Below are 23,707 nucleotides of genomic sequence, written 5' to 3' on the forward strand. Positions count from 1 at the left end.
ATTTGATACAAAAATAATTTGTTGTTTAGCAAGCAGATTCATAGGGAAAGGAGACTGTGAAACGAACAGAACACTTAATCGCAGTTTTAAAGGAGGAAGAAAATAATGGATTTCAATGTAGTAACAGAATCTTGGATGGCTTATTTTAGCAGATTACCAGATTTAGTGCTTGCTTTTCTCGTCCTATTAATAGGCTGGATCGTTGCAGCACTTATTGCAAAGGCGGTAAAAGCTGCATTGCGTCGTACAGACTTTGATAACAAAATGGCAAGATGGATGAGACCAAATTCTGATGGAGAGAGGGGTACTTCACAGCCGGTTAAGTATTCATCAGAAGGTATTATTAGTAAGATTGTCTTTTGGATTATTATGGCTGTAGCATTTGTGATGTTTTTAAACATGTTAAGCCTGCCATATGTTGCGCAGCCGATCTCACAGGCACTAGGCGTCATTGCTGCTGCGATACCAAATTTATTAAAAGCGGCGCTTATTGCCATTGTAGCTTGGTTAATCGCGTCAGGATTAGCATTCTTAGTTAAAAAGGCAGGGGGAAATAATCGTTTACAAGGCTTTTTATCCCGCTGGAAGCTGACAGGTAACAGTAATCAAACAAATCATGCGGTAGGCTCTGCTTCTAAAGCAGTCTTTTATTTAACACTGCTTCTTTTCTTGCCCGCTGTTCTAGCTGCATTGGGAATTGAAGCAATATCAGAGCCTCTTGAAGGCATGCTGAATGGCTTCTTTGCCTTTATCCCTAACGTTATTGGTGCTGCAGTCATTTTATTTGTTGGATGGTTAGTAGCGAAGATTGTAAAAGAAATTCTCGTAAATTTCTTGCAAAGTATTGGAACAGATCGTTTAGCAACAAAATTAGGTGCTGAGAAAGCATTTGATAAAACGTCACTTTCTCAAATAATCGGGACAATTGTGTATGTCTTTATACTAATCCCGGTAATCATCTCGGCTCTTGAAACATTAGACATTGATGGAATTTCAGCTCCAGCAGTAGGAATGCTTGGGCAAATCATGGATATGATTCCAAATATTATAGTGGCAATTCTACTTGTTGCCGTTGGTATATGGGTTGGAAAATGGGTTAAAACTGCCATTACATCAGTATTAGAACGTGTTGGATTTAATAGCATTCTTTCAAAAATGGGATTAGGGTCTCTGCAAAAGAGTGCACAAACGTTAACCATTTCAGAACTAGTCGGTCTGGCTGCACAAATTGTTGTGGTGCTGCTATTTACCATTGAAGCTTTACAACTTGTCAATTTAGAAAGTCTAGTTTCTATCTTAACGGTTGTCTTAGCTTATATTCCAATGGTGTTAACTGCTGTTCTCATTCTTGGGATTGGATTTTATTTGGGTGACCTTGTCAAACGTGTAGTTAAGAGCATGGTGAGACAAAAAACAGAAGGGAAGCTGCTTGGCAATATAGCTAAATATACGATTATTACATTAGCTTTCTTTATGGCACTTAACCAATTAGGTGTAGCTAGTACGATTGTAAATGCTGCGTTTATCTTAATCTTAGGAGGATTCACACTTGCATTTGGGTTGGCTTTCGGTTTAGGCGGAAGAGAAGCTGCTGGCCGCACACTGGACAAATTAAGCAATAAAATGGAGCAAACGACCATTCAAAGCCCTGATCCGGGAGAATGGAAAGATCAACCTAAATTGCCTAGCCGTCCGGAACAAACGAACTTAAGTACGAGTAATACGAGCGATACTAATTTATTTCAAAACAGAAACATGAATGATTTGAATAACCCAATAAATACTCGAAACAAACCAAGACGAAGTAAATAGGTTAAAAAAGGAATAATGGACCTAAAAAAGAGGTCCGTTTTTCCTTTTTTTGGTATTGTCCTAAACAAATGAAGACAATTACTTTTTTATTATTTCAGAACGATCTTCCATTTGCGGCGGTTCTTCAAACCATCCGTGTTTAATCTTAATTTTAACTCCATCTTGTCCGTAGAAATAGATATCTTTGGCAAGTAAAGTTAATTTTAATGATATATCATTTCTTAAACAAAAAAATGTCCCAAAACTACTTCCGACAATTCCAAATCCATTGAGAAGGTAAATGCAATGCATCATGAGCCTGTCAGAAAATGGAGCGATTGTTGAAGTAGTCACCGTGCTTCCGGAAGTAGCAGAAAATTGAACATCACTTTCTAGAAGAATATCTTCCATTATTTTAATCTGTTTCTTCGCAAGTTCTTTTCCTTTTTGAAAATATTGTTTAACCTCTTTGTGCTCGGCACACTGTGCAAAACCGGTAATCAGCTGCATTCCAATATTATTTGTCTCAATACCATGATGAAGAAAACCAAGTTCTATGTCATTTAAAGCCCTTTTATCACCAACAAATTTAAATCCTTTCATATAGGCTTTACTTTTAATAAATTCAGTTGTTTTTGGCATTGTCACTTTTGGCGGAAGAGTGAGAATCCCTCTTTCAAGTAGATATAGGGTTGCTAACTTATATATTTTTTGGGTAACAGTTGTCAGCCCCTCAAAGATCTGCATAACTTTATCATTATAGGCCATGTTCATATTAATGGTGTACATCCCCATACTAACTTCCTTAAGAATACGGACAAACATAATATCGAATCCATTGTCGTATAACTTAGGGGCTTCTAAGTTAACATCTTCACTTGTGAATCCAACAGGTTTCACTATTCCTTGATCTTCAAATAGCTGTTCTATCTGTAATACAAAAAAATTTAACTCTTGCCATAAACCGCCTAAAATATTTTTGGCCTGTTGATCATCCGTTTTTTCTATAAAATATTCTAACATTCTCATGATAAGAGTCTTTTCTTCGTATGTAAGCCACAATGTTCCGACTTCTGACGCACTTATAGGATTTGTTAGGATCAAGATAGATTACCTCCGAGTGTTGTTATTTGAAGTATGTGACTTTTGATAGTGACTTATTCAAAAGGTTAAAAAGGATAAAACTTAGAATGTTAAAGGACAAAACTTGGCAAGGAAAACGAAGAAAGGTCCCATAGAGAGCGTCTCAAGGACAAAACTTGGCAAGGAAAACGAAGTAAAGTCCCATAGAGAGCGTCTCAAGGACAAAACCCTGTAAGGAAAACAAAGAAAAGTCCCATAGAGAGCGCCACAAGGACAAAACTTGGCAAGGAAAACGAAGAAAAGTCCAATAGAGAGGTTCTCAAGGACAAAACCCTGTAAGGAAAACCGAGAAAAGTCCCGTAGAGAGGTTCTCAAGGACAAAGCCGGATAAAAAAAAAGAAAGAAAGTCCCATAGAACTTAAACGATAGAAGAAAGCTTAATCCCTGCACCCTTTTTATCAAAATGATGAGAAATGCTATCAACTTTAGTTAGTGTATCGTCAATACCAAATAAGTTAATAGAATCAATCATTTCCTAATCGTTTTTTCGTGTTTATTTCGGTAAATGTGACGGGTAATGTATCTACAAACTAGAAAAAATGAGGAGAGGAATATGATCGAAACGTATTTGGAAAATAAAAAAGATGAAATGATTGAGTTATTAGAGCTGCTCGTGAATACAGATAGCGGAACATACAATAAAGATGGTGTCGATGCTGTAGGGGAAATTTTAGAAAAGAAATTTGAAGAGATAGGAATGGATGTAAAAGTACATCCTGAACATAAGCTTGGTAACCATTTGGAGATTAAAGCATCAAGTGACAGTGAACCAAAGATTATCATCATTGCCCATATGGACACAGTTTTTCCTAAGGGGGAAGCAGGGAAACGCCCGTTTAAGATAATTGGAGATAAAGCCTTTGGTCCTGGTGTTAATGATGAAAAAGCGAGTCATGTCCAGGTTTTATATGCGTTAAAGGCGTTGAAAGCAGCCGGATCTGACGCTTATAAAAATGTGCACATTATTTTTAACAGTGACGAAGAAATCGGTTCGCCTACCTCAAAGCCTTTAATTAAACAGGCAGCTGAAGACAAACTGTATTCATTAGTAGTTGAATGCTCCCGCCCAAATGGAGGGATTGTGACCGAGCGAAAAGGGGTTGGCCTCTTTACACTTGATGTGAAGGGGAAGAGTGCGCATGCAGGTGTAGAGCCGAAACGGGGAAGAAGTGCGATTGAGGAAATTTCTCATAAGATTCTCAAGCTCCAGGAATTAAATGATTATGATGAAGGGATTTCCGTAAATGTAGGGTTGGTTCAAGGCGGTACCTCGACAAATACTGTACCCCCAGCTGCAAAGGCTAAAATTGATGTGCGCTTTGAGGAAGAACATCAGGCTGCCGAGATTGTCAGGAAGATTACTGAAATTGCTCAAGAGGAGCATGTATCAGGAACCAGTACCAAATTAAAGGGGGATATTAATCGACCGCCTATGCAGAAAACAAACGGGACGGAGCAGCTAATTAATGTCATTCAGGAAGCAGCTGCTGAGCTTGATATATCGATACGAGAGGTAAAATCAGGAGGAGGGTCTGACGCCTCCTTTACGGCAATTGAAGGGATCCCGACGGTTGATGGAATAGGGCCGATGGGAGAGTTCTCACATGATGAGAAAGACGAATATACCGACTTAAAGACATTCCCTCAATTTACAGCATTACTTGCCAAAACGATAGAAAAATTAAGTGTGTAGTTTTTCCTCTTAGAAGGGGCTGTCAGAACAAGAAGTCATCCTTTGTTTGACTTCCTCTTCTCCCATTCTTTTTTAATACATACATGCTCATAAATGCCACGTTTTAACTAGTTTAATAGAACAATAATAAGAATAATAATAAAATTAGGTTTAAGGTTTGGCTTTTCAGTGAATAAAAAAGATAATACCAATTACGAAAGGTAATAAAGAATACTAGAATCCTGACTTTCAATTTTTAAATCTATTTAATAGATAAAATACTATTTTACTAAAATCAAGATGAATATAGGGAGGTTTTATTATGGGAGAAGCAGCAAAGCGTTTAACATCTATGGAAGGTCAACGAATGATGAATTTCCGTCCATCTTATTCAATGCAAGACATTTACGGAGAAGGAATCATCTATAATCCAAAATTGTATGCTGAAGATTATCAGCATTATTCAGGAGATTTGCTAAGCTTAGACGCTCTCACAGGGAGAGAACTAAGCGTCGTTGGAAACACACCTGTTGTCTGTCATGCTGCCTGTACAACAAAACCAGCCTTAAGATTATTAAAAAAAGCAGGTCTCAAGGTGCCTCCAGTCCTTTATACGTATCAAAATGAAGATGAATATATTGAAGCTCTTAAGCTTCTGTCAAGCCAAAATAAAAAAATGATTTTTCAATATCCGCATCCTGAAGGAAGGGTTTCAACTGAGCTATATCGGGTTGACCCTAAAGTGCTAGCCTATTTATGCGATAAACGGAATATACCTGAGCTCGTTCCTGCACAGCATATACCAAAGCGGAGAATGATGAGTCTTGAGCAAATTTTAGAGGAAAAACCGCAGCTGCCCTTTGTTTTAAAAACTGGTGATGGCCGTCCTACCTCTGGAGGGTACGGTGTCCTGCTTATTAAAGACGAAAAGCAACTGGAAGAAATTAATGACAGCTTCGGTGATTTAACATCGATCATTGTTGAGGAGCTTATCCCTTACGAGAAAAATGTTTCTGTTCACTACATGGTCAATAAAGAGGGAGAAATAGAATTCTTAGGAAAATCAGAGCAGCTTGTAACAAAAGAGGGTAATTTCTGCGGCAGCTGGATTACAACCGAATATGATCACAACATAGCAGATATTATTGAAACAGGCTATGAGGTCATGAAAAATATAGCCGATAAGGGATATGTCGGAGTAGCCGGCTTTGATGTTCTGGTCTATGAAGGCAACTACTATTTTATTGATTTAAATGTCCGCTTTAATGCTTCGACATGCGGGCTCCTTCTCTATAACGATATTAAAAAAAGATTTGGAACAAAATTCATGCGGCTCTGCAACTTTAATTGGACGGAGAATTTTGACCAAGTCATTCCATTAGTCGAAGAATTTGTAGATAAGCAACAAATTATTCCGTTAAGTATATTAGATCCAAGGTATTTTCCTGATGAAGAACAGGTAACAAAAATAATTGGACTTGTAATTGGACAGTCATCAGAAGAGGTCGAGGATTTCCTTAAAGATATGGTCAAGGCCGGTTTTATTTTGAAGGAGTAAACAGAGAAAAGATACAATAATAAGTATGCCATGTTGAAATGCACCTTTACTTGTTTGCGCAAGTGAAGGTGTATTTTTTTGACTTTATAATGAAAAGAGAAAATGGCCAAACCAAAACTTCTACCAGTTAGGCATCATGAGTTATGATAAGAGGTAATAATTAGATGGTTATAATTTTTCAATGGAAGAATCAATTTAATAGAAAAAGAGTGCGGAAACATTGAGGTGAAGAGATGAAAAAAGGAAAATGGAGTTTACAGACAACAATCACGATTTTTGTCTGTGCTGTCGTAGCTCTTTCATTGTTAATGACTGATTTGCTAATTAGCCAAACTGTTGCCGAGAGCATTGAAGACAGTCAGGCTGAAAAAGCGGGAAATGCAGCCAGAATGGTGGCACATTCCCCGCTTGTAATAGAAGCATTGAGCGGCAGAAGAGATGAACGGGAGATCCAAAAATTTGCGAGCAATATACAATCTGTTACAAATGTTGAATTTGTTGTCGTAATGGACATGGAAGGGATCCGTAAATCACATCCTGATCCCAATAAGGTTGGAAAAAAGTTTGTTGGAGGAGATGAGAAAGCAGCCTTAGCAGGAAAAGAGCATGTCTCAATTTCCAAAGGTACACTAGGCCATTCCTTGCGCTCCTTTACGCCGGTATTTGATGAGGATGGGCAGCAAGTTGGGGCAGTTGCAGTGGGAATTTCTTTGGAAAAGGTGAATGAAGCAGTTGAGAGGAGCCGCAGAGATATTTATGTAGGGACGATTTTTGGAATTATAACGGGAATTGCCGGAGCTGTCATTTTGGCTAAATATATTAAAAAAATATTATTTGGGCTAGAGCCAATCGCGATTGCGAAGCTGCTTGAGGAGCGCAGCGCTATGTTACATTCAGTACGCGAAGGGATTATTGCGGTTGATCAGGACTCAAAAATTACCTTAATTAACAAAGCTGCATTAGTGCTTTTAAAAAAGGCGGGCTTAGATGAAAATCCGATGGGGAAGAAGATCGATGCTTATATGGTTCCCTCAAGACTAAGCAGAGTTTTACAAACGGGGCAAGCAGAGTTCGATGAAGAACAACATATTAAAGGTGTAACTTTGCTGGTTAATCGTGTTCCAGTGCTTGTCGAGAACAATATTGTTGGCGCTGTAGCTACATTTCGGGATAAAACAGAAATTAGCCAGCTAGCTGAACAGCTAACAGGTGTACAATTATATGCGGAGGCTCTAAGGGCACAGTCACATGAATTTATGAATAAACTTCATGTTATTCTTGGGATGGTGCATATGCGCCATTATGATCTGCTGGCCGATTATATAAGTGAAATTGCCGATCACAGCAAAAACGAGATTGGTTTTATTGCAAGGAAAATCAAAGACCCTGTACTGGCAGGCTTTTTAGTTGGTAAGCTAAGTTATGCAAGAGAAGTAGGTGCAAAGCTTATCTTATCATCAGAATATCAATTGCCCGAACCGGAAAATGCAAGCATTACCCATGAATTGATTACGATTATTGGAAATCTGATCGATAATGCCCTCGAGGCAGTTGAAAAAAGTCCTTCTAAGCAAATTGAAGTGGAGTTTGACTTTGGGGATGAAATCTTGACAGTTGAGGTTAAGGACACTGGAATCGGAATAGCTGAGGAGATACAAAATCATATCCTTGAGAAAGGTTTTTCTACTAAGGGAGATGATCGTGGTTTTGGACTATACTTAGTAAATGAGAGTTTGAAAAAACTAGGGGGAGAACTGGACATATCGTCTAAAAAGGGCAGGGGAACGACGTTTGCCGTTTATATTCCATATAAAAGCAAAGGTGATGCAAAGTGATTCGTGTAATGATTGTTGAAGACGACCCAATGGTTGCAGAGTTTAATAAACGTTACTTGGAACAGGTGGGTGGCTTTAAACTAGCATCTATTTGTTCTTCAGTGGAGCATGCAATAAATGAATTGGAGAAGGAAAGCGTTGATTTAATGTTATTGGATATTTTTATGCCAGGTAAACATGGACTGGATTTGCTTTCTTATATACGAGAGAGTGAAAAGAAAATTGACGTGATTGTTATCTCCGCTGCTTCTGATATAGAAAGAATTCAAAAGGCCTTAAGGCTGGGGGCAGTCGATTATTTAATCAAGCCGTTTGAATTTGATCGTTTTCGTGAGGCGTTAGCTGCATATCAGGAAAAGGCAGCTTTTATACAAAACCAGCAAATCCTTAATCAATCGGAATTGGACCAGCAGCTTTTGCGAAAAGAAGAAAAACGGCCTCCTGAAGAATTACCGAAAGGGTTGACAAAAGATACATTAACGATCATATGGAATGAGATCTTGAACATTAAAACAAGCCCTTTCTCAACGGAAGATGTTGTGAGTCGAACGGGGATTTCAAGGGTATCTGTTCGGAAATACTTAAAATTCTTAAAAGATATTGACGTACTCGACGTTAAAGTCATTTATGGAAGCATCGGGAGACCCGTTTATCAGCATGAATATAATGAGGATAAAAGCAATGTCATCAAACAATATTTGTAAGCAGCCGATCGGCTGCTTTTTTTAATTACAAAAATACTTACATAAGTTACAAAAACTATTTATATTTCGACAAAACTACTAACATAAGGGTACAAGGAAAAAGGAGGCCATGATATGGAATCAGCGAGAAAGTTGGAAACGCTTCACATAATAGAGAAAAAAGAAAAAAGAAAAGGGTTTGTATCCCGCTTTAAACAACTCAAGGTAGGAGTTATACCGTTGCCTCTTTATTTAGTATTAGCGGCTATTATTTACGCTGCTTCTGTCTATAATCAGCTGCCGCCGGATATGATCGGAGGGTTTGCAGTCATCATGGTGATGGGAATTTTACTTGGAGATCTTGGCATGAAAATTCCTATTTTAAAAGACATTGGAGGGCCTGCCATTTTATCTCTGCTGCTTCCTTCTATTCTAGTTTTTTATAACCTGTTAAATCCGGCTGCAATGGAAGCGGTCACAACGTTAATGAAAACGTCTAATTTTCTTTATCTCTATATTTCGTGTTTAGTAGCAGGAAGTATTCTTGGGATGAACCGCAGTGTCTTAATCCAAGGATTTACAAGAATGTTTATTCCACTAATTCTTGGAACCCTTGCCTCTGTAATTGCAGGAGTGTCGGTAGGATCCTTGTTCGGATATGACATGAAGCATACGTTTTTTTATATCATTGTACCGATTATCGGCGGAGGAATTGGTGAAGGGATTTTACCGCTATCACTTGCTTACTCGCAAATTTTAGGCGAGCCTGCAGAAGCGTTTGTCTCCCAGATGATACCTGCAGCTGTAATCGGAAATATCGTTGCGATCATTTGTGCAGGATTAATGAAAAACTTAGGCGAACGAAAACCTGAGCTTTCTGGAAATGGCGTGCTAGTTAAAACGAAAGGCGGAGATGGCATAAAAGAAGAAACGACGAGCAAAATGTCCATCGACTTTTCGTTAATGGGAGCGGGATTGCTCATTGCTTGCAGCTTTTTTATATTCGGCGCACTTGCCCATAAATTCTTAGGGATTCCTGGTCCTGTTTTGATGATAGTGGCTGCAACATTAGTAAAATGCCTTCAACTAATGCCTTCCAAAATGGAGCAGGGTGCTTTTCATTTGTATAAATTTGTATCAACAAGCTTAACGTGGCCGCTTATGGTCGGTTTGGGTATCCTTTACATTCCTTTAGAGGATGTTGTAAAAATTGTAACACCTGCTTATGTCGTGGTTTGTACGGCTGTCGTGGTCGCCATGGTTGGTACGGGTTATATTGTCGGAAAATTCATGAAAATGTACCCGGTAGATTCAGCGATTGTAACAGGATGCCATAGCGGCTTAGGCGGAACAGGAGATGTAGCGATTTTATCTGCATCCAACCGCATGTCATTAATGCCGTTTGCCCAGGTCGCAACAAGGCTTGGCGGAGCATCAACGGTTATCATAGCTACGATATTAATGAAGTTATTAAGCTAATAAAATATGAAAGTGTAATAGGTTGATAAAGTTATTTTTAATATGAACAAAGGAGAAACATGATATGCCAACTTTAAGAGAAGAAACCATCAAGATGCATAAGGAAAATCAAGGAAAGCTAGGTGTTCATTCAAAAGTTCCTGTACGGAATGCAAAAGATTTAAGTCTTGCATATTCTCCAGGTGTAGCGGAACCATGCTTGGACATTCATAAAGATGAAAGCAAAGCATACGAGTATACCATGAAGGGAAATTTGGTTGCCGTTGTCTCAAATGGAACGGCCGTACTTGGTCTCGGCAATATCGGCCCAAAAGCAGCCATGCCTGTCATGGAGGGGAAAGCATTGCTATTCAAATCATTTGCTGATGTGGACGCTTTTCCGATTTGTTTGAATACAACCGATCCGGATAAAATTGTAGAGGTTGTGAAACTTTTAGAACCGACGTTTGGCGGAGTTAATTTAGAGGATATTGCAGCACCGCAATGCTTTGACATTGAGGAACGATTACGGAAGGAATGCAATATTCCAATTTTTCACGATGACCAGCACGGAACAGCAATTGTAACGGCTGCTGGATTAATTAACGCGTTGAAATTAGCAAATAAAAAAATTGACGATATCCGGGTTGTTGTAAACGGTGCGGGTGCTGCAGGAGTGGCGATTGTAAAGCTGCTTCTTCATATGGGTGTAAAAGATGTTATTCTATGTGACACAAAAGGAATCATTTATGAAGGACGTCCAGTGGGCATGAACCCATTTAAAGATGAAATGGCACAGATTACTAATAAAAGGAAAATGCAGGGTCAACTGGCAGATGCACTTGCAGGTGCTGATGTATTTGTTGGAGTATCAGTCGCAGGTGCTGTGACAAAAGAAATGATTCAATCGATGAATCAAAATTCCATCATATTTGCCATGGCCAATCCAGTACCGGAAATTATGCCGGAGGATGCAAAAGAAGCAGGAGCACTTGTCATAGGAACTGGTCGCTCTGATTTTCCAAACCAGGTTAATAATGTACTTGCATTCCCTGGAATTTTTCGAGGAGCTTTAGATGTTCAAGCAAAAGAAATTAATGAAGAAATGAAGCTAGCCGCGGTTTATGCGATCGCCGGACTCATTGAAGAGAAAGACCTAAATCCCGATTATGTCATACCTGATCCATTTGACAATAGAGTTGCCCCAAGTGTAGCAGCTTCTGTTGCTTACGCTGCAACGGAAACAGGAGTTTCACAAAAGCAAGTAAATATCGAAGAAATCAAGGGTCGTCAAGAAAGAACAACAGAAAAACAACAAGCTTTATATATTTAATAATTATAGAAAGCAATATCTCTAAGTAGATCGTTAAATGTTCTTAACGGTCTACTTTTTATTTACCCAGCTGAAACGTCACTACGTACCTGAATAGTTATGTTCATAGCGGCTCATGTATATTCATTTAGGATAGTAACCAAACTGATAGGTAAAGAAAAAGAAGGGACTGTTTTTGATGGGGAAGAAAAATCCAACAGTCTGTGAACTATGTAAACGTGAAGGAGTTGAAACAACACTGCATCATTTAATCCCAAAGGAAGAAGGAGGGACATTTCTGCCGACTGCTTACCTGTGCATTCCATGTCATAAGCAGGTTCATTCCCTTTTTACAAATAAAGAGCTTGTCGAATTAGGCATAACCAATATAGAAGCACTTCAGCAAAATGAAAGAATGAGCAAATTTTTGAAGTGGATCAAAAAACAACCAGGCTCTAAAATACCGCGAACTCGAAAATCGAATGAAAGGAAAAAATAGAAGGACCTTTTACAGCGGGGAATGCTGTAAAGCTTCAATACCTTATCTACCTTTTCTTTATCCTATCTTAACATCTACGTAAATAAGAATTTACACTTCCTCTTTAATCTTAATCATGTACTAGATTATTAGATTATTAGGAGTGAATGAGATGAAGAGGAAGAAGATTTTAGCAGGAGCGCTTGCTGCATTTATGTTATGTTCGGCACAGCCTGCATTGGCTTCGGCAAATGAGGCGGACCGCCCAATCGACAGCTTTGGTCCGAAGACATTTGATCTGCAAGCACATCGCGGAGGAATGGGACTGAACGTAGAATCTAGCATTGCGTCATTTTCTCATGCGCTTGAAATGGGAGTGAGTACACTTGAGCTTGACGTGCAAATCACAGAGGATAACCAGGCAGTTGTCACTCATGATCGTAAAATTTCAGAAAGAACGTGCAGGGATACGAGTCCGGCATTTACTGGCGATCCGGAGTTTCCTTATGTTGGAAAGTACATAAAGGATCTGACTCTTGCCCAGATCCGCACGATGGATTGCGGCACTAATACAAAGTCCGAGTATCCAGAGCAGCAGCCGAGCCCAGGTGCTAAGATGCTGTTGCTTAGCGAGGTTATTGATCTTGTCAAGCAATATAAAGCAAAGAAGGTTTGGTTGAACATTGAGACAAAGGTTGAGGCTGGTGCACCATGGGAAACAGCCCCGCGTGAAGAGTTCGTGCAAATTGTTGCTCGCCATGTTCGTGAAGCGGGAATGCTTGATCGCGTATCCATTCAAAGCTTCGACTGGGGTGCACTCATGCGCATGAAAGAGGTAGAACCTCGTTTACCTGTCATTGCACTGACTAATGGTCCGCAATTTTTACAGCCAGGCCAACCGGGAGCTTCACCATGGTTAGGCGGAATAGATATTGATGACTTTGGCGGAGATCTTGTGGCGGCAGCCAAATCGTTTGGCGCAGATGCCATTTCTCCTGTACATGGCTTTCCGCAAAACGGCAAAATCACAGATGAGAACTATGTACCTTATGTTACAAAAGAAATGGTAGAGGATGCGCATCATGCTGGTATGAAGGTCATTCCATGGACGATTGACGATATCCCAACAATGAATAAACTAATTGACGACGGTGTTGACGGAATCATCACTGATTATCCAGACCGTCTGCGCAGCGTCATGGAAGAGCGCGGTTTCAAGCTGCCAAAGGGCTATAATGCGCCAAAAGGGGAGCAGCTTTAAAATCTCCCAATCTATAAAATGAATACTTGTTTTACTAGATAAAAGAAACTGTATCAGAAAGAATGGTATAGTTTCTTTTTTATTTTTGTATAGCGGATGCATCTCATACTGCAGGTATACCAAAATTAAAGATTGGAAGACAAAATTTTGACGATAAGTGAGTTTTATGTTGTAAACACTCACTATGCAGATCATTCAATTATTTACTAACCATCCAAAAGATAACGCTCCAGGATAAAAAGTTCTGAGAGCGTTTTTTATGTTATGCTTTTGGATTATACGTACTCCTTTATATAAAAAGAAGGCAATTACTATCTTCTATGGAGCTAATGAAGAGGAAAGGGAAAGTAATCAAGTCTTTTTCTTTATGAATTGTTGTAATAAAAAGAGTGTAAAAAGATTCATTTTTTATTACCAGTTTTCTAGATTACGCAATTTTGTTATTATTTTAGTAATAAAGTTTTTTAAGGGATTATTGTTATTTAGCTATAACAGTAATCAGTATAGTTGTCGAATGCCATTAGGGGAAAGGGGAAATTGTATGCAAGAACAAAAATTGGCAAGAGGTCTTAAAAATAGGCATGTACAACTCATCGCAATTGGCGGGGCAATTGGAACAGGATTATTCCTTGGATCAGGGAAATCAATCCATTTGGCCGGACCTTCGATTTTATTTGCTTATTTGATTACAGGGGTCATTTGCTTTTTAATTATGCGTTCACTTGGGGAACTGCTCTTAAGCAATTTGGATTATCATTCCTTTGTTGACTTTGTAAGGGACTATTTAGGGAATATGGCAGCGTTTATTACAGGCTGGACCTATTGGTTTTGCTGGATTTCAATTGCTATGGCTGATTTAACGGCTGTTGGTCTATATACACAGTATTGGTTCCCTGATGTACCACAATGGGTACCAGGATTAATTGCCCTTGTTGTTTTGCTCGTTATGAATCTAGCAACTGTCAAACTGTTTGGCGAAATGGAATTCTGGTTTGCCTTAATTAAAGTAATTGCGATTCTGGCACTAATTGTAGTTGGGATTTTCATGATTATAAAAGGAGTTTCTACAAATTCTGGTACTTCCAGCTTTACGAATCTGTGGAGCCACGGAGGTATGTTCCCTAATGGCATGAATGGGTTTATCCTCTCATTCCAAATGGTCGTGTTTGCGTTTGTAGGTATTGAACTCGTAGGACTTACAGCAGGAGAAACGAAAGATCCGGAAAAAGTAATCCCAAAAGCGATCAATAATATTCCGATTCGAGTTCTAATTTTCTACATCGGTGCCCTTTTTGTCATTATGAGTATTTATCCTTGGAACGCCATAAATCCGGCAGAAAGCCCATTTGTTCAAGTTTTCATGGCGATTGGCATCGTTGCAGCTGCAGGTATCGTCAATTTTGTCGTTCTAACATCCGCGGCTTCTGCGTGTAATAGTGCTATATTTAGTACAAGCAGAATGGTTTATTCACTTGCCAAGGATAAGAATGCACCTGTTTCATTAGCGAAGCTTACTTCCCGTAAAGTACCTTCCAATGCATTGTTCTTTTCAATTGTCGTCATTCTTATTGGCGTTGTTTTGAACTATGTGATGCCTGAGGGAGTATTTACGCTGATTACAAGTATCTCTACCGTATGTTTTATTTATATTTGGGGAATTACTGTTATTTGCCATTTAAAATACCGTAAAACAAGACCAGATCTAGCGAAGAAGAATAAATTTAAATTGCCGCTTTATCCATTTTCCAATTACTTAATCCTAGCATTCCTAGCATTTGTTTTAGTCGTGCTGGCACTTGCGGAAGATACCCGTGTTGCCTTATTCGTTACACCTGTTTGGTTTATTTTATTGATTGCGATTTATAAGATGCGAAAACCAGAAGAGAATTATGCTGATCAGGTGAAAAAGGGAAAAGCAGTGTAAAATTAAGCGGTCATGCAACCAGATTAGAACCAATTAATTGCTAAAGTAAAGGACAGAGAAGGGTAGATGAAATCAGGAATCTACTCTTCTCTGTCCTTTTTGTTTGAAGCAGGAGCTACCTTTGTTTATAAAACAAGAACTTACTTCTTGACTAAAGAATATATTTAAAGATATTATAGATACATTAAATCTCTAACTAGAAGGTGGGAATATGAAGTACTCTAAAGCTACGAATTATGCACTCCACACAATTGTGTATTTGGCTCTTTTACCGACTGGAAAAACAATAGGTGTAAAGTCGTTGGCGGAAGTTCAAAAAGTGTCACCTACGTATCTTTCTAAAGTATTAACCAAATTAGTTAAATCCGGTTTTATTGAGTCAGGCACAGGGGTTAATGGAGGATATAAATTAATCAAAGATCCAAAGAATATTACATTTTTAGATGTCATACATGCAATAGAGGGAACAACGTCATTGTTCCATTGCAGTTTAGATAATAGTGTACATGATAGAGAAAATTGTCTTATTGAGAAAGAAATGAATGAAGCCGAGCAAAAGATGGAAGATTATCTAAGACTTAAAACGATTGAACATGTAATACAAAAGATTGGTAAAGAGATGGTAGATCATTTACATTCTGTAGTTAATTAATTTTTTTTAACCTAATTACAGACTCTAAATATCTTTAATATCTTTAATTAAATGAAATGAGTTGGGAAAAATGATTATCGATTGTGCAATAATAGGAGGCGGCCCCGCAGGATTGAATGCGGCTCTTGTATTAGGGAGAGCGAGAAGAAGCATTATTCTCTTTGACAATGACCAACCAAGAAATGCTGTTACACATGAGTCGCACGGATTTATTACTAGAGATGGCGTTTCACCAAGGGAATTCAGAGACTTAGCTCATCATGATATTAGGAAATATCCGTCAGTAAACATAAAAAAATCAAACGTTTTAGAGATAAACAGGGAAAGTCATTCTTTGTTTAAACTAATAACTGATGATGGCGAGTCGTACTTAAGCAGAAAAATAATGTTAGCCATTGGCCTGAAAGAAAAGTTACCTGATGTCAATGGAATTAGGGATTATTATGGGAGAAGCCTATTCAGTTGTCCTTATTGTGATGGTTGGGAATTAAAAGACCAACCTCTCGTATTAATTGGGGTAAATAACAATGCTCCCCATCTGGCAAAGATGATTTATCAATGGAGCAAAGACTTGGTTATTTGTACGAATGGCAATAGCATCCTTTCAGATACAGAGATGCTGTTATTTAAGAGTAAAGGGATTGGAATTAGGGAAGAACGAATAGCTCACTTAAGTGGTACAGATGGGAAATTAAAAAAAGTTGTCTTCGAGGACGGTAGAGAATTGAACCGAACAGGAGGTTTCGTAACACCGGAACTAGAGAAGCCTAATGATCTGGCAGATTTATTAGGGTGCGAAATGAATAAAATAGGCGGAATTATTATAGACGCTCTAGGAAGAACGAATGTAGAAGGGGTATATGCAGCAGGAGATATATCTGCAGGCGGCCCTACACAATTAATCATCGCTGCTTCCCAAGGAAGTCGTGCTGCAATGGGGATAAATAGTGATTTAACAATGGAAGAGTTTGAATGAAAGCTGGACTTTTCATATATGGTTAGTTCAGATGGCAAGCGCTGATTTAGCTTGCATTTTTGTGGAACGGATGCTTATCTTTATTAAAGGCTGTTTTCGCAAACTTTGTTTAATAGTAGTCTGGAACGGTTGATTGCAGCGAGAAAAGGGCGATTTTCGCTGGGCTGGCGGTGAGTCTACTAGGTAAACGCCTGGGGGTTCCCACCTGTCCCGCTGATCCCGCAAAAGTCTAACAACCAGCTCCACTCAAACCTAACCAGTTTTCGTCCAGAACCTATATAAAAAATGGCGCTTTCCTAAAAACAAGGATTAGCGCTTTTTGCTGTTTAAGGAATAATTATATGAAGAAAAAAATGGTAAAATGAAAGAAACCACATGAGGTGCAGATATGCTTTTAAATGATTATCTAGATAAGAAATTCCCTAACTTAAAACTTAGCCCGCCATTGTTCTATAACTGGGAAATTGGTATTCGGTTCGAATTAGGGACAGAGATGGAGAGCGGGAATGATGATGAAGATCGTTCTTACATACAAGGGGTTTATACTAGAGCCATCACTTTATTTAAGTCATTACATTCCCAAGGTGAGGAAATTTATATTGTAGTGGATGTGAATGATTTTGGAGATCAACGAAGCTTTAAACATAAAGCTGGGGTTTTTTCTAAATATGTCCACGAAAAATTTGTCTTGTATGCTTTAAAGCATGCGGAAATACCCTATGTTTTTCCAGAAGAAAATGAAGAGGGAAAATATAAAACACATAGATTTATTCTTAAATGTATAACATCTGATATGAAATACATTCCCTTGTTAAAAGCGATATGCAATCAAGATTTGGGAATTCAGCCAAGTATTATTCATAGGGTTTATTTCTTAAATATCAAGAGAGAAACCATTTTTCATGTGTACGATGATCGAGGTTGTGATTTGCTTGCAACGACGCCTGATTCAATACGAGAGATTTATAACAAATATAACGATTGGATATTAGATTATGACAGGGATCAAATAAACAAGGTATTTAAATAAGTTATGTTTGTTTAGTAAGGACCTTCACTAATAGCAAAGAAAGGAAGGTGTCATATGCGAAAAATAACCTTATCAAATGGAAAAACGATAGAGGTCACTTGTTTAAGCTGTGCGTTAACAAGTGGTGTAATTGAACCGGATGGCGGGGTGGTCATGGAAACGGACTATTTTCATGCTCATCAAGATGTTGCCTATCCAATAAAAGGATTAATTATTTTAGCTTCAAAGCGTCATTTTACTTGTTTTGATGAATTAACCGAAGCGGAAAAATTGGATTACATAAATACTTTATCGAGAATTCGGCATGCACAAAGAAAAGTCTTAAGGATTGATTATGTATACTATTTTTATAACGAGGACACAACACATCATTTTCACACTTGGATGGTTCCCCGTTATGAATGGATGGAGAAGTTTGGGCGTTCGGTTGAATCAGTCAGACCAGTTTTACTGCACGCTAGAAATGAAATGAATACCGAAGAAAATAGCAGAGAGGTTATGAATGCACTTAATGCGTTAAGAGAGGAACTAAGTAAATGATTTTGTTTTTATAATGAATGTTGCTTCGTGTACTTCTATCCATAATGAACAAAGGGACGAGCTTTATACAAGATTGGGTATAATAAAAACATAGAAACAGACACTAAAATATATTAATAATGAAGAAAACAAAGAAAAAGAGGAGATATGATGACGATAGAAAAAAATGAAGCAGGATGGAACCTAGACAATAGCTATGCCCGGCTGCCGAAATTATTTTTTACGGGCCACAATCCAACCGCAGTAGACTCACCCAAGCTGGTCAAATTCAATGAACCGTTGGCAGCAACCCTGGGATTGAACGTTAAAGACTTGCAAAGTGAGGAGGGGGTGGAGGTATTTGCCGGCAACAGGCTTCCTGAAGGTGCTTCACCTCTTGCACAAGCTTATGCAGGGCATCAATTTGGGCATTTTAATATGCTTGGAGACGGACGTGCGCTGCTGCTTGGTGAACAGATCACTCCAGAAGGTGAACGGGTTGATATACAGCTAAAGGGCCCAGGGAGAACACCATATTCCAGAGGCGGAGATGGACGGGCAGCACTTGGGCCGATGCTGCGTGAGTACATCATTAGCGAAGCGATGCATGCTCTTGGAATTCCGACCACGCGAAGCCTTGCAGTGGTTACGACTGGTGAGCCCATCTACCGGGAAACGGAATTGCCTGGTGCCATCCTCACCCGTGTGGCTGCTAGTCATCTGCGTGTCGGCACCTTTCAATTTGCTGCGCAATGGGGCACTGTTGAGGATATCAGGAAGTTGGCTGACTATACATTGAAACGGCATTATCCTGACATACCAGCTGATGAGAATCGCTATCTTCGATTCCTTCGGGAAGTGATTGAGCGTCAAACTGCTCTAATCACAAAATGGCAGTTAGTAGGCTTTATTCATGGTGTGATGAATACCGATAATATGACGATTAGCGGAGAGACGATTGATTATGGTCCATGTGCCTTTATGGATACCTATGACCCGGCAACCGTCTTCAGTTCAATTGACACGCAAGGCCGCTATGCTTATGGGAATCAGTCATACATTTGCGGATGGAATCTTGCACGGTTTGCTGAAACACTATTGCCGCTGCTGCATGACGATGAGGAAAAGGCTCTTGAATTGGCTCAGACTGAGATTTCTCATTTTTCAAAGTTGTATCAGTCAAATTGGCTGGAGGGAATGAGAGCTAAGCTAGGAATCTTTAATGAAGAGGAAGAGGATGAGGCCCTGATTGAAGATCTTCTTAAACTGATGCATAAGCATCATGCGGATTTTACAAATACCTTCCGTGCTCTAACGATTGAACGGCATGAGGGTTCAGACCTGTTTGGAACCCAGGAATTTTCTCAATGGATGGGACGTTGGCAGGAGAGACTAGGTAAGCAGCTGCAAACGAAGGAATCTTCACTAGAATTGATGCGGAACTCTAATCCATCGGTTATTCCTCGTAACCATCGGGTTGAAGAAGCTCTTGCTGCTGCAGTGGAGCAAGGAGACTATAGTGTGATGGAACGGCTTCTCGATGTTTTATCAAAACCATACGAGCATTCGCCTGAACAAGCTGAATACTGTACAACTCCTGCACCTTCATCTCTGCCATATCGAACATTTTGCGGCACATAATAAAGAACAATCGCTACCCTCAATTATGGGTAGCTTTTTTTGCATTATTGGATAGGGATATAATGACTGGATGATGGTTCATGCAGTGAGCTTTACAAAGGGGCCTTGCTGCATGACATTGGGAAAATTCGCATTCCCGATCAAGATTCTCCTAAAACCAGATCGACTAACAGAAGAGGAGTTCACCATCATTAAACAGCATCCAATGATCGGGGCAGCGATTCTATCGAATTTAGAGCCGAGAGGATCAATGGTTTATACGATCCAAACAGTCAGATCTCATCATGAAAGAATGAATGGAACAGGGTATCCGGATAGGTTAAAGGGGGAAGATATTCCGCTTTTCGCAAGAATTGTCGCGGTGGCTGATTCGTTTGATGCGATGACAAGCTCCCGTTCCTACAGCCCTGAATTATCCTATCAAGGAGCCGCTGCGGAGCTCATTCGCTGTAAACATACCTTGTTTGACGCATCAGTTGTTGACACGTTTACAGAAATACTTGAAGAATGTGAGTATCGTGTTGAAAATTGTGAAATAGGGGTTGGCGGGGCAATATAATAATAAGGGGATCAGACCCCTCAAACACAATATAGTAGTAAAATAAATTCCTATATTGGCGTTTGTTTGTGGGGCCAGACCCTTGTGAGACAGGCTCATTTTTAGATCTAGGTAATACATTGAGCAATTTGTTCTGAAGTGCATTTGTTCCTATTCAGTTTGTGTATCAGTATTTTGCTCTGTTTCAAAAAGATTTCGTCCTCCCATGCCTCTTGGACCGCCGCCATTACCGCCAAATCCGCCGGAGGGTGCTTCTGTTACACCAGATTCATCAAGGTATGTGATCATACTTGATAGCGTAAATTTTAACGGTTGTGAGCCTTCTTTATAGTGTGCTGTTTCATACAAGCCATCTTTCTGTTCCCCGCTTAATGTGCCGCCTGAACTAATTGTATAGGATTGGCCACTATGGAGGTCTGGTGTACTGATTAGAATGGTTTGATATTGCTTTTCTGGAGCAATCGCAAAGACTTGTTCACCATTCTCATCAGCTACATAGACGGATGTTCCGGCTTCTTGAAACTCAGAGAAAGTCATCATTACCGCGTTTTGCGATGAATCTTCTGAAATACCCTGGGCCATACCGCTGCTGCCTGCAGCAACTAGAATGCCTCCCTCCATTAAATAGGATTCGTTATAATCAAGCGAACCATTTCCAGATGAGGTTGGTCCGTATACAAGTACTGTTCCGCCCGTCTGTTTAATCGCAGTATTCGAATCGAGGCCATCGCCATTTGCATCCACATATAGGTAGCCGCCTTCAATGACTAATTGACTATCTTCCGTTGTTTCCGTTGTCTCTACTTCAGCTGCGTCTGTTTCTTCTTCTGTTGAACTATTCATACCCATTCGAGGCATTTCCGCATCACTGCTGCCGCCATTTACATTTACGCCATCATCTTCTGAATGAACATAAATGCTGCCATCAGTAACTGTGATATTTATGCCTTCAATACCTTCTAAGCTCTTTTCGACTTTGACGGTTCCTCCGGTAATAGCTACATCTGCACCGCCGTGAATACCGTCATCTCCAGTTGAAACCTTGATTTTACCGCCAGAAATGGTTAGGTTTTTATCACTATGAAGTGAATCTTCAAGAGAGTCGATGGTAAATGTTCCTCCCGCAATCACGATCTCAGTGCCTGCTTTTATCCCTTTTGTGCTAATTGTATCCTCTGATTCTGCTTCTTCCGTTGTTTCTTCAGCCGCCATTTGCGGCGGCTCACCACCCGCCGGCATTTCACGGGATGCTTGCAGTTGTTCCTGAATATCGGGATAGTTCTGTAAAATGGTTTGAATCTCTTCAAAGCTTTTTGCATTTTGCAGTTGTTCTTTTACTTCATCGGAAACTTCTACACCTTCCAACATACGATCGATCATTATTGACATATCCTCAGTATTTCCCATAGGACGGTCCATAGGCTGTTCAGTACTTTTAATCGTTTCAGGGCTTCCTCCGCCGGCAATAATCGAATATTCTCCGTCTATAACAGTAACAGCCTTTTCAGCTTGTACGCCATCACCTTTTGCTTGAACCGCTACTGAACCGCTCTCCAAAACAATGTTTCCTTTTGATTCATCCTCATCATTCGAGGCTTTCAAACCATCTCCGTTTGCTGTTACCGAGACCACAGCGTCCTTTACAGCCAATAAGTCCCGGCCAACAATTCCATCATCAGCAGATGTAACATCAATCGTACCGCCTGTAATTTTTAAATCGTCACGACTTGTAATGCCATCCTTAAATTGACCCGATACCTTTAACATACCAGAGCCATTAATCGTTAAATCGTCTTTACTAAAGATGGCAGCTTCTGGCTCATCTGTTTCACCATCTTTATATACATATTCTTTTCCATCAGTAAGAGTATTTTCAGTATCTTTTTCGAGTGAAACCACGGTTTTATCCGCCTGTTTTATATAAATAGGTGCACTTGTTGAAGAGTGAATCTCCGCGCCATTTAAAATGAGTCGTACCGTGCCGGCATCCTCTGCATCGACCACGATCTGACCATCCTTTAGTGTACCCTCTACAACATAGGTTCCGGTTGTACGAATCATTATTTGAGAATCCTCAACAATGACTCCATCATTCTCCTCAACCGTTGCTGTCGTGTTCTCTAATTGAATATAAGTTACCTCTGTATCTTGCCAGCTTGTATACGAATCATCGCTGTTATACGTGACAAGATTATTAGCAAGCTCTGCAGCATTTGTACTGCTGCTCGGATTGCTGCTGCAACCGCTGGCGAGAATGGAAAGACAAACGAATAGAGATAAAAACCTAGTCATCCTTTTCTTCATTCTGCTAACCTCCTTTGTTAAAACTTTGCGTTTGATGGGAAAAAGAAGGGGCTATTGTCCCCTTCTTATGCTGTAAAGTTGCCATCATAGCTAAGCATGACGGCAGAACGCACGCCTTGAATGGCTGAAAGTTCGGATGCAATCTCGGCATCGTTTTCTTTTACACGAATTTCGTATGTGACTTCAACTTCATGATCTTGAATAATGGATTTTGATTTTAACGAGAATTTTTTTGTTTTTTCTTTCATGATACGTTCAATTTGTTCCCCGACAGCATGTTGATCAAATTTCACAACCAAAAGGTAAGGGTTGTCCACTTTAATTTTGTTTGCGAATAAAAGAATAACTAGTCCTATAAGAACGGAACCGACAACTGCTAATAAAATGAATCCTGCACCGCTCAAAATACCGGCAATGACAGACCAGAATAAGTAAACTAAATCCATTGGATCTTTAATAGGTGTACGGAAACGAACAATTGATAACGCCCCAACCATACCGAGTGATAATAACACGTTCTGGCTGATTCCCATGATGACTAATGCAGTTGCCATTGTCATAATGATTAGTGAAATATTGAAGGAATGTGAGTAAATCACACCGTTAAAGGTTTTTTTATAGATGGCGTAAATAAATAATCCGACTAAAAACGCTACGCCAATCCCAAGCAGGGAATCGATAATTGAAAATGAAGTTGTTTTCTCTATAAAACTTGATTTGAAAATATCTGAAAAATTAGTTGTATCCATTTTTTACTCTCCTTAATTATATTGTTATCCCATTCTTAACGGGCAGTAAGTCCCCAGAAGCGAAAGTGGGAGAAACTTGTGTCCGTAAAGTTTCCGACAAAGGGCAGGAAGCCCAAGTCAGGTGCAGGGTTTCGCTGCAATTCAATACAGGCTGAAAAAAAC

19 protein-coding genes and 1 pseudogene are annotated in these 23,707 nt (G+C 39.5%); 17 read left to right on the top strand and 3 right to left on the bottom strand.

Annotation, left to right across the window (positions count from 1 at the left end; translation table 11 throughout):
• Positions 1 to 105 precede the first annotated feature (105 nt).
• The gene (locus WQ54_RS06890; protein ID WP_084821866.1) at positions 106 to 1,812 is read left to right on the top strand and encodes a mechanosensitive ion channel; all 1,707 of its coding nucleotides are present in this window, start codon (positions 106 to 108) and stop codon (positions 1,810 to 1,812) included.
• A gap of 78 nt (positions 1,813 to 1,890) precedes the next feature.
• Here WQ54_RS06890 and WQ54_RS06895 read toward each other — a convergent pair whose 3' ends face one another.
• Complete coding sequence (locus WQ54_RS06895; RefSeq protein ID WP_046513972.1) at positions 1,891 to 2,895, bottom strand: DUF3231 family protein; 1,005 nt, start codon at positions 2,893 to 2,895, stop codon at positions 1,891 to 1,893.
• Between the two features lie 592 nt (positions 2,896 to 3,487).
• Here WQ54_RS06895 and WQ54_RS06900 point away from each other — a divergent pair.
• The 16 genes and pseudogenes from WQ54_RS06900 (at position 3,488) to WQ54_RS06970 (ending at position 20,492) form a co-directional block, all read left to right on the top strand.
• Positions 3,488 to 4,627 (top strand): M20 family metallopeptidase, encoded by a 1,140-nt coding sequence (locus tag WQ54_RS06900; RefSeq protein WP_331435083.1) that lies wholly within the window; start codon positions 3,488 to 3,490, stop codon positions 4,625 to 4,627.
• Between the two features lie 301 nt (positions 4,628 to 4,928).
• Positions 4,929 to 6,164 carry an ATP-grasp domain-containing protein gene (locus tag WQ54_RS06905; RefSeq protein ID WP_046513975.1) on the top strand — a complete coding sequence of 412 codons (1,236 nt, stop codon included), beginning with the start codon at positions 4,929 to 4,931 and terminating at the stop codon, positions 6,162 to 6,164.
• Between the two features lie 233 nt (positions 6,165 to 6,397).
• The gene (gene dcuS / locus WQ54_RS06910; RefSeq protein ID WP_046513978.1) at positions 6,398 to 7,999 is read left to right on the top strand and encodes a DcuS/MalK family sensor histidine kinase; all 1,602 of its coding nucleotides are present in this window, start codon (positions 6,398 to 6,400) and stop codon (positions 7,997 to 7,999) included.
• Positions 7,996 to 8,703, top strand: coding sequence for a response regulator (locus WQ54_RS06915; RefSeq protein ID WP_046513981.1), 708 nt, complete (start codon positions 7,996 to 7,998; stop codon positions 8,701 to 8,703). The genes dcuS and WQ54_RS06915 overlap by 4 nt, the downstream gene beginning before the upstream one ends.
• A 114-nt stretch (positions 8,704 to 8,817) precedes the next feature.
• Positions 8,818 to 10,161, top strand: coding sequence for a 2-hydroxycarboxylate transporter family protein (locus WQ54_RS06920; protein ID WP_046513984.1), 1,344 nt, complete (start codon positions 8,818 to 8,820; stop codon positions 10,159 to 10,161).
• Positions 10,162 to 10,225: 64 nt separating this feature from the next.
• Positions 10,226 to 11,473: an NADP-dependent malic enzyme gene (locus tag WQ54_RS06925; RefSeq protein ID WP_046513987.1), complete on the top strand. Its 1,248-nt coding sequence runs from the start codon at positions 10,226 to 10,228 to the stop codon at positions 11,471 to 11,473.
• Positions 11,474 to 11,651: 178 nt separating this feature from the next.
• Positions 11,652 to 11,951: a restriction endonuclease gene (locus WQ54_RS06930; RefSeq protein WP_046513990.1), complete on the top strand. Its 300-nt coding sequence runs from the start codon at positions 11,652 to 11,654 to the stop codon at positions 11,949 to 11,951.
• A gap of 151 nt (positions 11,952 to 12,102) precedes the next feature.
• On the top strand, positions 12,103 to 13,191 hold the full coding sequence (locus tag WQ54_RS06935; protein ID WP_046513993.1) for a glycerophosphodiester phosphodiesterase: 1,089 nt from the start codon (positions 12,103 to 12,105) through the stop codon (positions 13,189 to 13,191).
• A 541-nt stretch (positions 13,192 to 13,732) separates the two neighbouring features.
• On the top strand, positions 13,733 to 15,115 hold the full coding sequence (locus tag WQ54_RS06940) for an amino acid permease (protein ID WP_046513996.1): 1,383 nt from the start codon (positions 13,733 to 13,735) through the stop codon (positions 15,113 to 15,115).
• A 211-nt stretch (positions 15,116 to 15,326) separates the two neighbouring features.
• Positions 15,327 to 15,767, top strand: coding sequence for an Rrf2 family transcriptional regulator (locus tag WQ54_RS06945; RefSeq protein ID WP_046513998.1), 441 nt, complete (start codon positions 15,327 to 15,329; stop codon positions 15,765 to 15,767).
• 70 nt (positions 15,768 to 15,837) lie between these two features.
• The gene (locus WQ54_RS06950) at positions 15,838 to 16,743 is read left to right on the top strand and encodes an NAD(P)/FAD-dependent oxidoreductase (RefSeq protein ID WP_046514001.1); all 906 of its coding nucleotides are present in this window, start codon (positions 15,838 to 15,840) and stop codon (positions 16,741 to 16,743) included.
• A 388-nt stretch (positions 16,744 to 17,131) separates the two neighbouring features.
• The gene (locus WQ54_RS06955; RefSeq protein ID WP_046514003.1) at positions 17,132 to 17,773 is read left to right on the top strand and encodes a DUF3885 domain-containing protein; all 642 of its coding nucleotides are present in this window, start codon (positions 17,132 to 17,134) and stop codon (positions 17,771 to 17,773) included.
• A gap of 54 nt (positions 17,774 to 17,827) precedes the next feature.
• A complete protein-coding gene (locus tag WQ54_RS06960) occupies positions 17,828 to 18,313 on the top strand; it encodes an HIT family protein (RefSeq protein ID WP_046514005.1) in 486 nt (161 codons plus the stop codon).
• A 150-nt stretch (positions 18,314 to 18,463) separates the two neighbouring features.
• Complete coding sequence (locus WQ54_RS06965; protein ID WP_156177785.1) at positions 18,464 to 19,933, top strand: YdiU family protein; 1,470 nt, start codon at positions 18,464 to 18,466, stop codon at positions 19,931 to 19,933.
• A gap of 66 nt (positions 19,934 to 19,999) precedes the next feature.
• Positions 20,000 to 20,042 (top strand): annotated as a pseudogene (locus WQ54_RS35595) (hypothetical protein); the annotation flags it as partial.
• A gap of 3 nt (positions 20,043 to 20,045) precedes the next feature.
• The gene (locus WQ54_RS06970; protein WP_052737692.1) at positions 20,046 to 20,492 is read left to right on the top strand and encodes an HD-GYP domain-containing protein; all 447 of its coding nucleotides are present in this window, start codon (positions 20,046 to 20,048) and stop codon (positions 20,490 to 20,492) included.
• A gap of 150 nt (positions 20,493 to 20,642) precedes the next feature.
• Here WQ54_RS06970 and WQ54_RS06975 read toward each other — a convergent pair whose 3' ends face one another.
• Together WQ54_RS06975 and WQ54_RS06980 are read right to left on the bottom strand one after the other, a co-directional pair.
• The gene (locus tag WQ54_RS06975) at positions 20,643 to 22,796 is read right to left on the bottom strand and encodes a carbohydrate-binding domain-containing protein (RefSeq protein WP_046514008.1); all 2,154 of its coding nucleotides are present in this window, start codon (positions 22,794 to 22,796) and stop codon (positions 20,643 to 20,645) included.
• Positions 22,797 to 22,861: 65 nt separating this feature from the next.
• A complete protein-coding gene (locus tag WQ54_RS06980; protein WP_046514011.1) occupies positions 22,862 to 23,545 on the bottom strand; it encodes a DUF4956 domain-containing protein in 684 nt (227 codons plus the stop codon).
• Between the last annotated feature and the right edge of the window lie 162 nt (positions 23,546 to 23,707).

Origin of the sequence: Bacillus sp. SA1-12 (genome assembly GCF_000981385.1) — a bacterium.
In the GTDB taxonomy this organism is placed as follows: Bacteria; Bacillota; Bacilli; order Bacillales; family Bacillaceae; genus Metabacillus.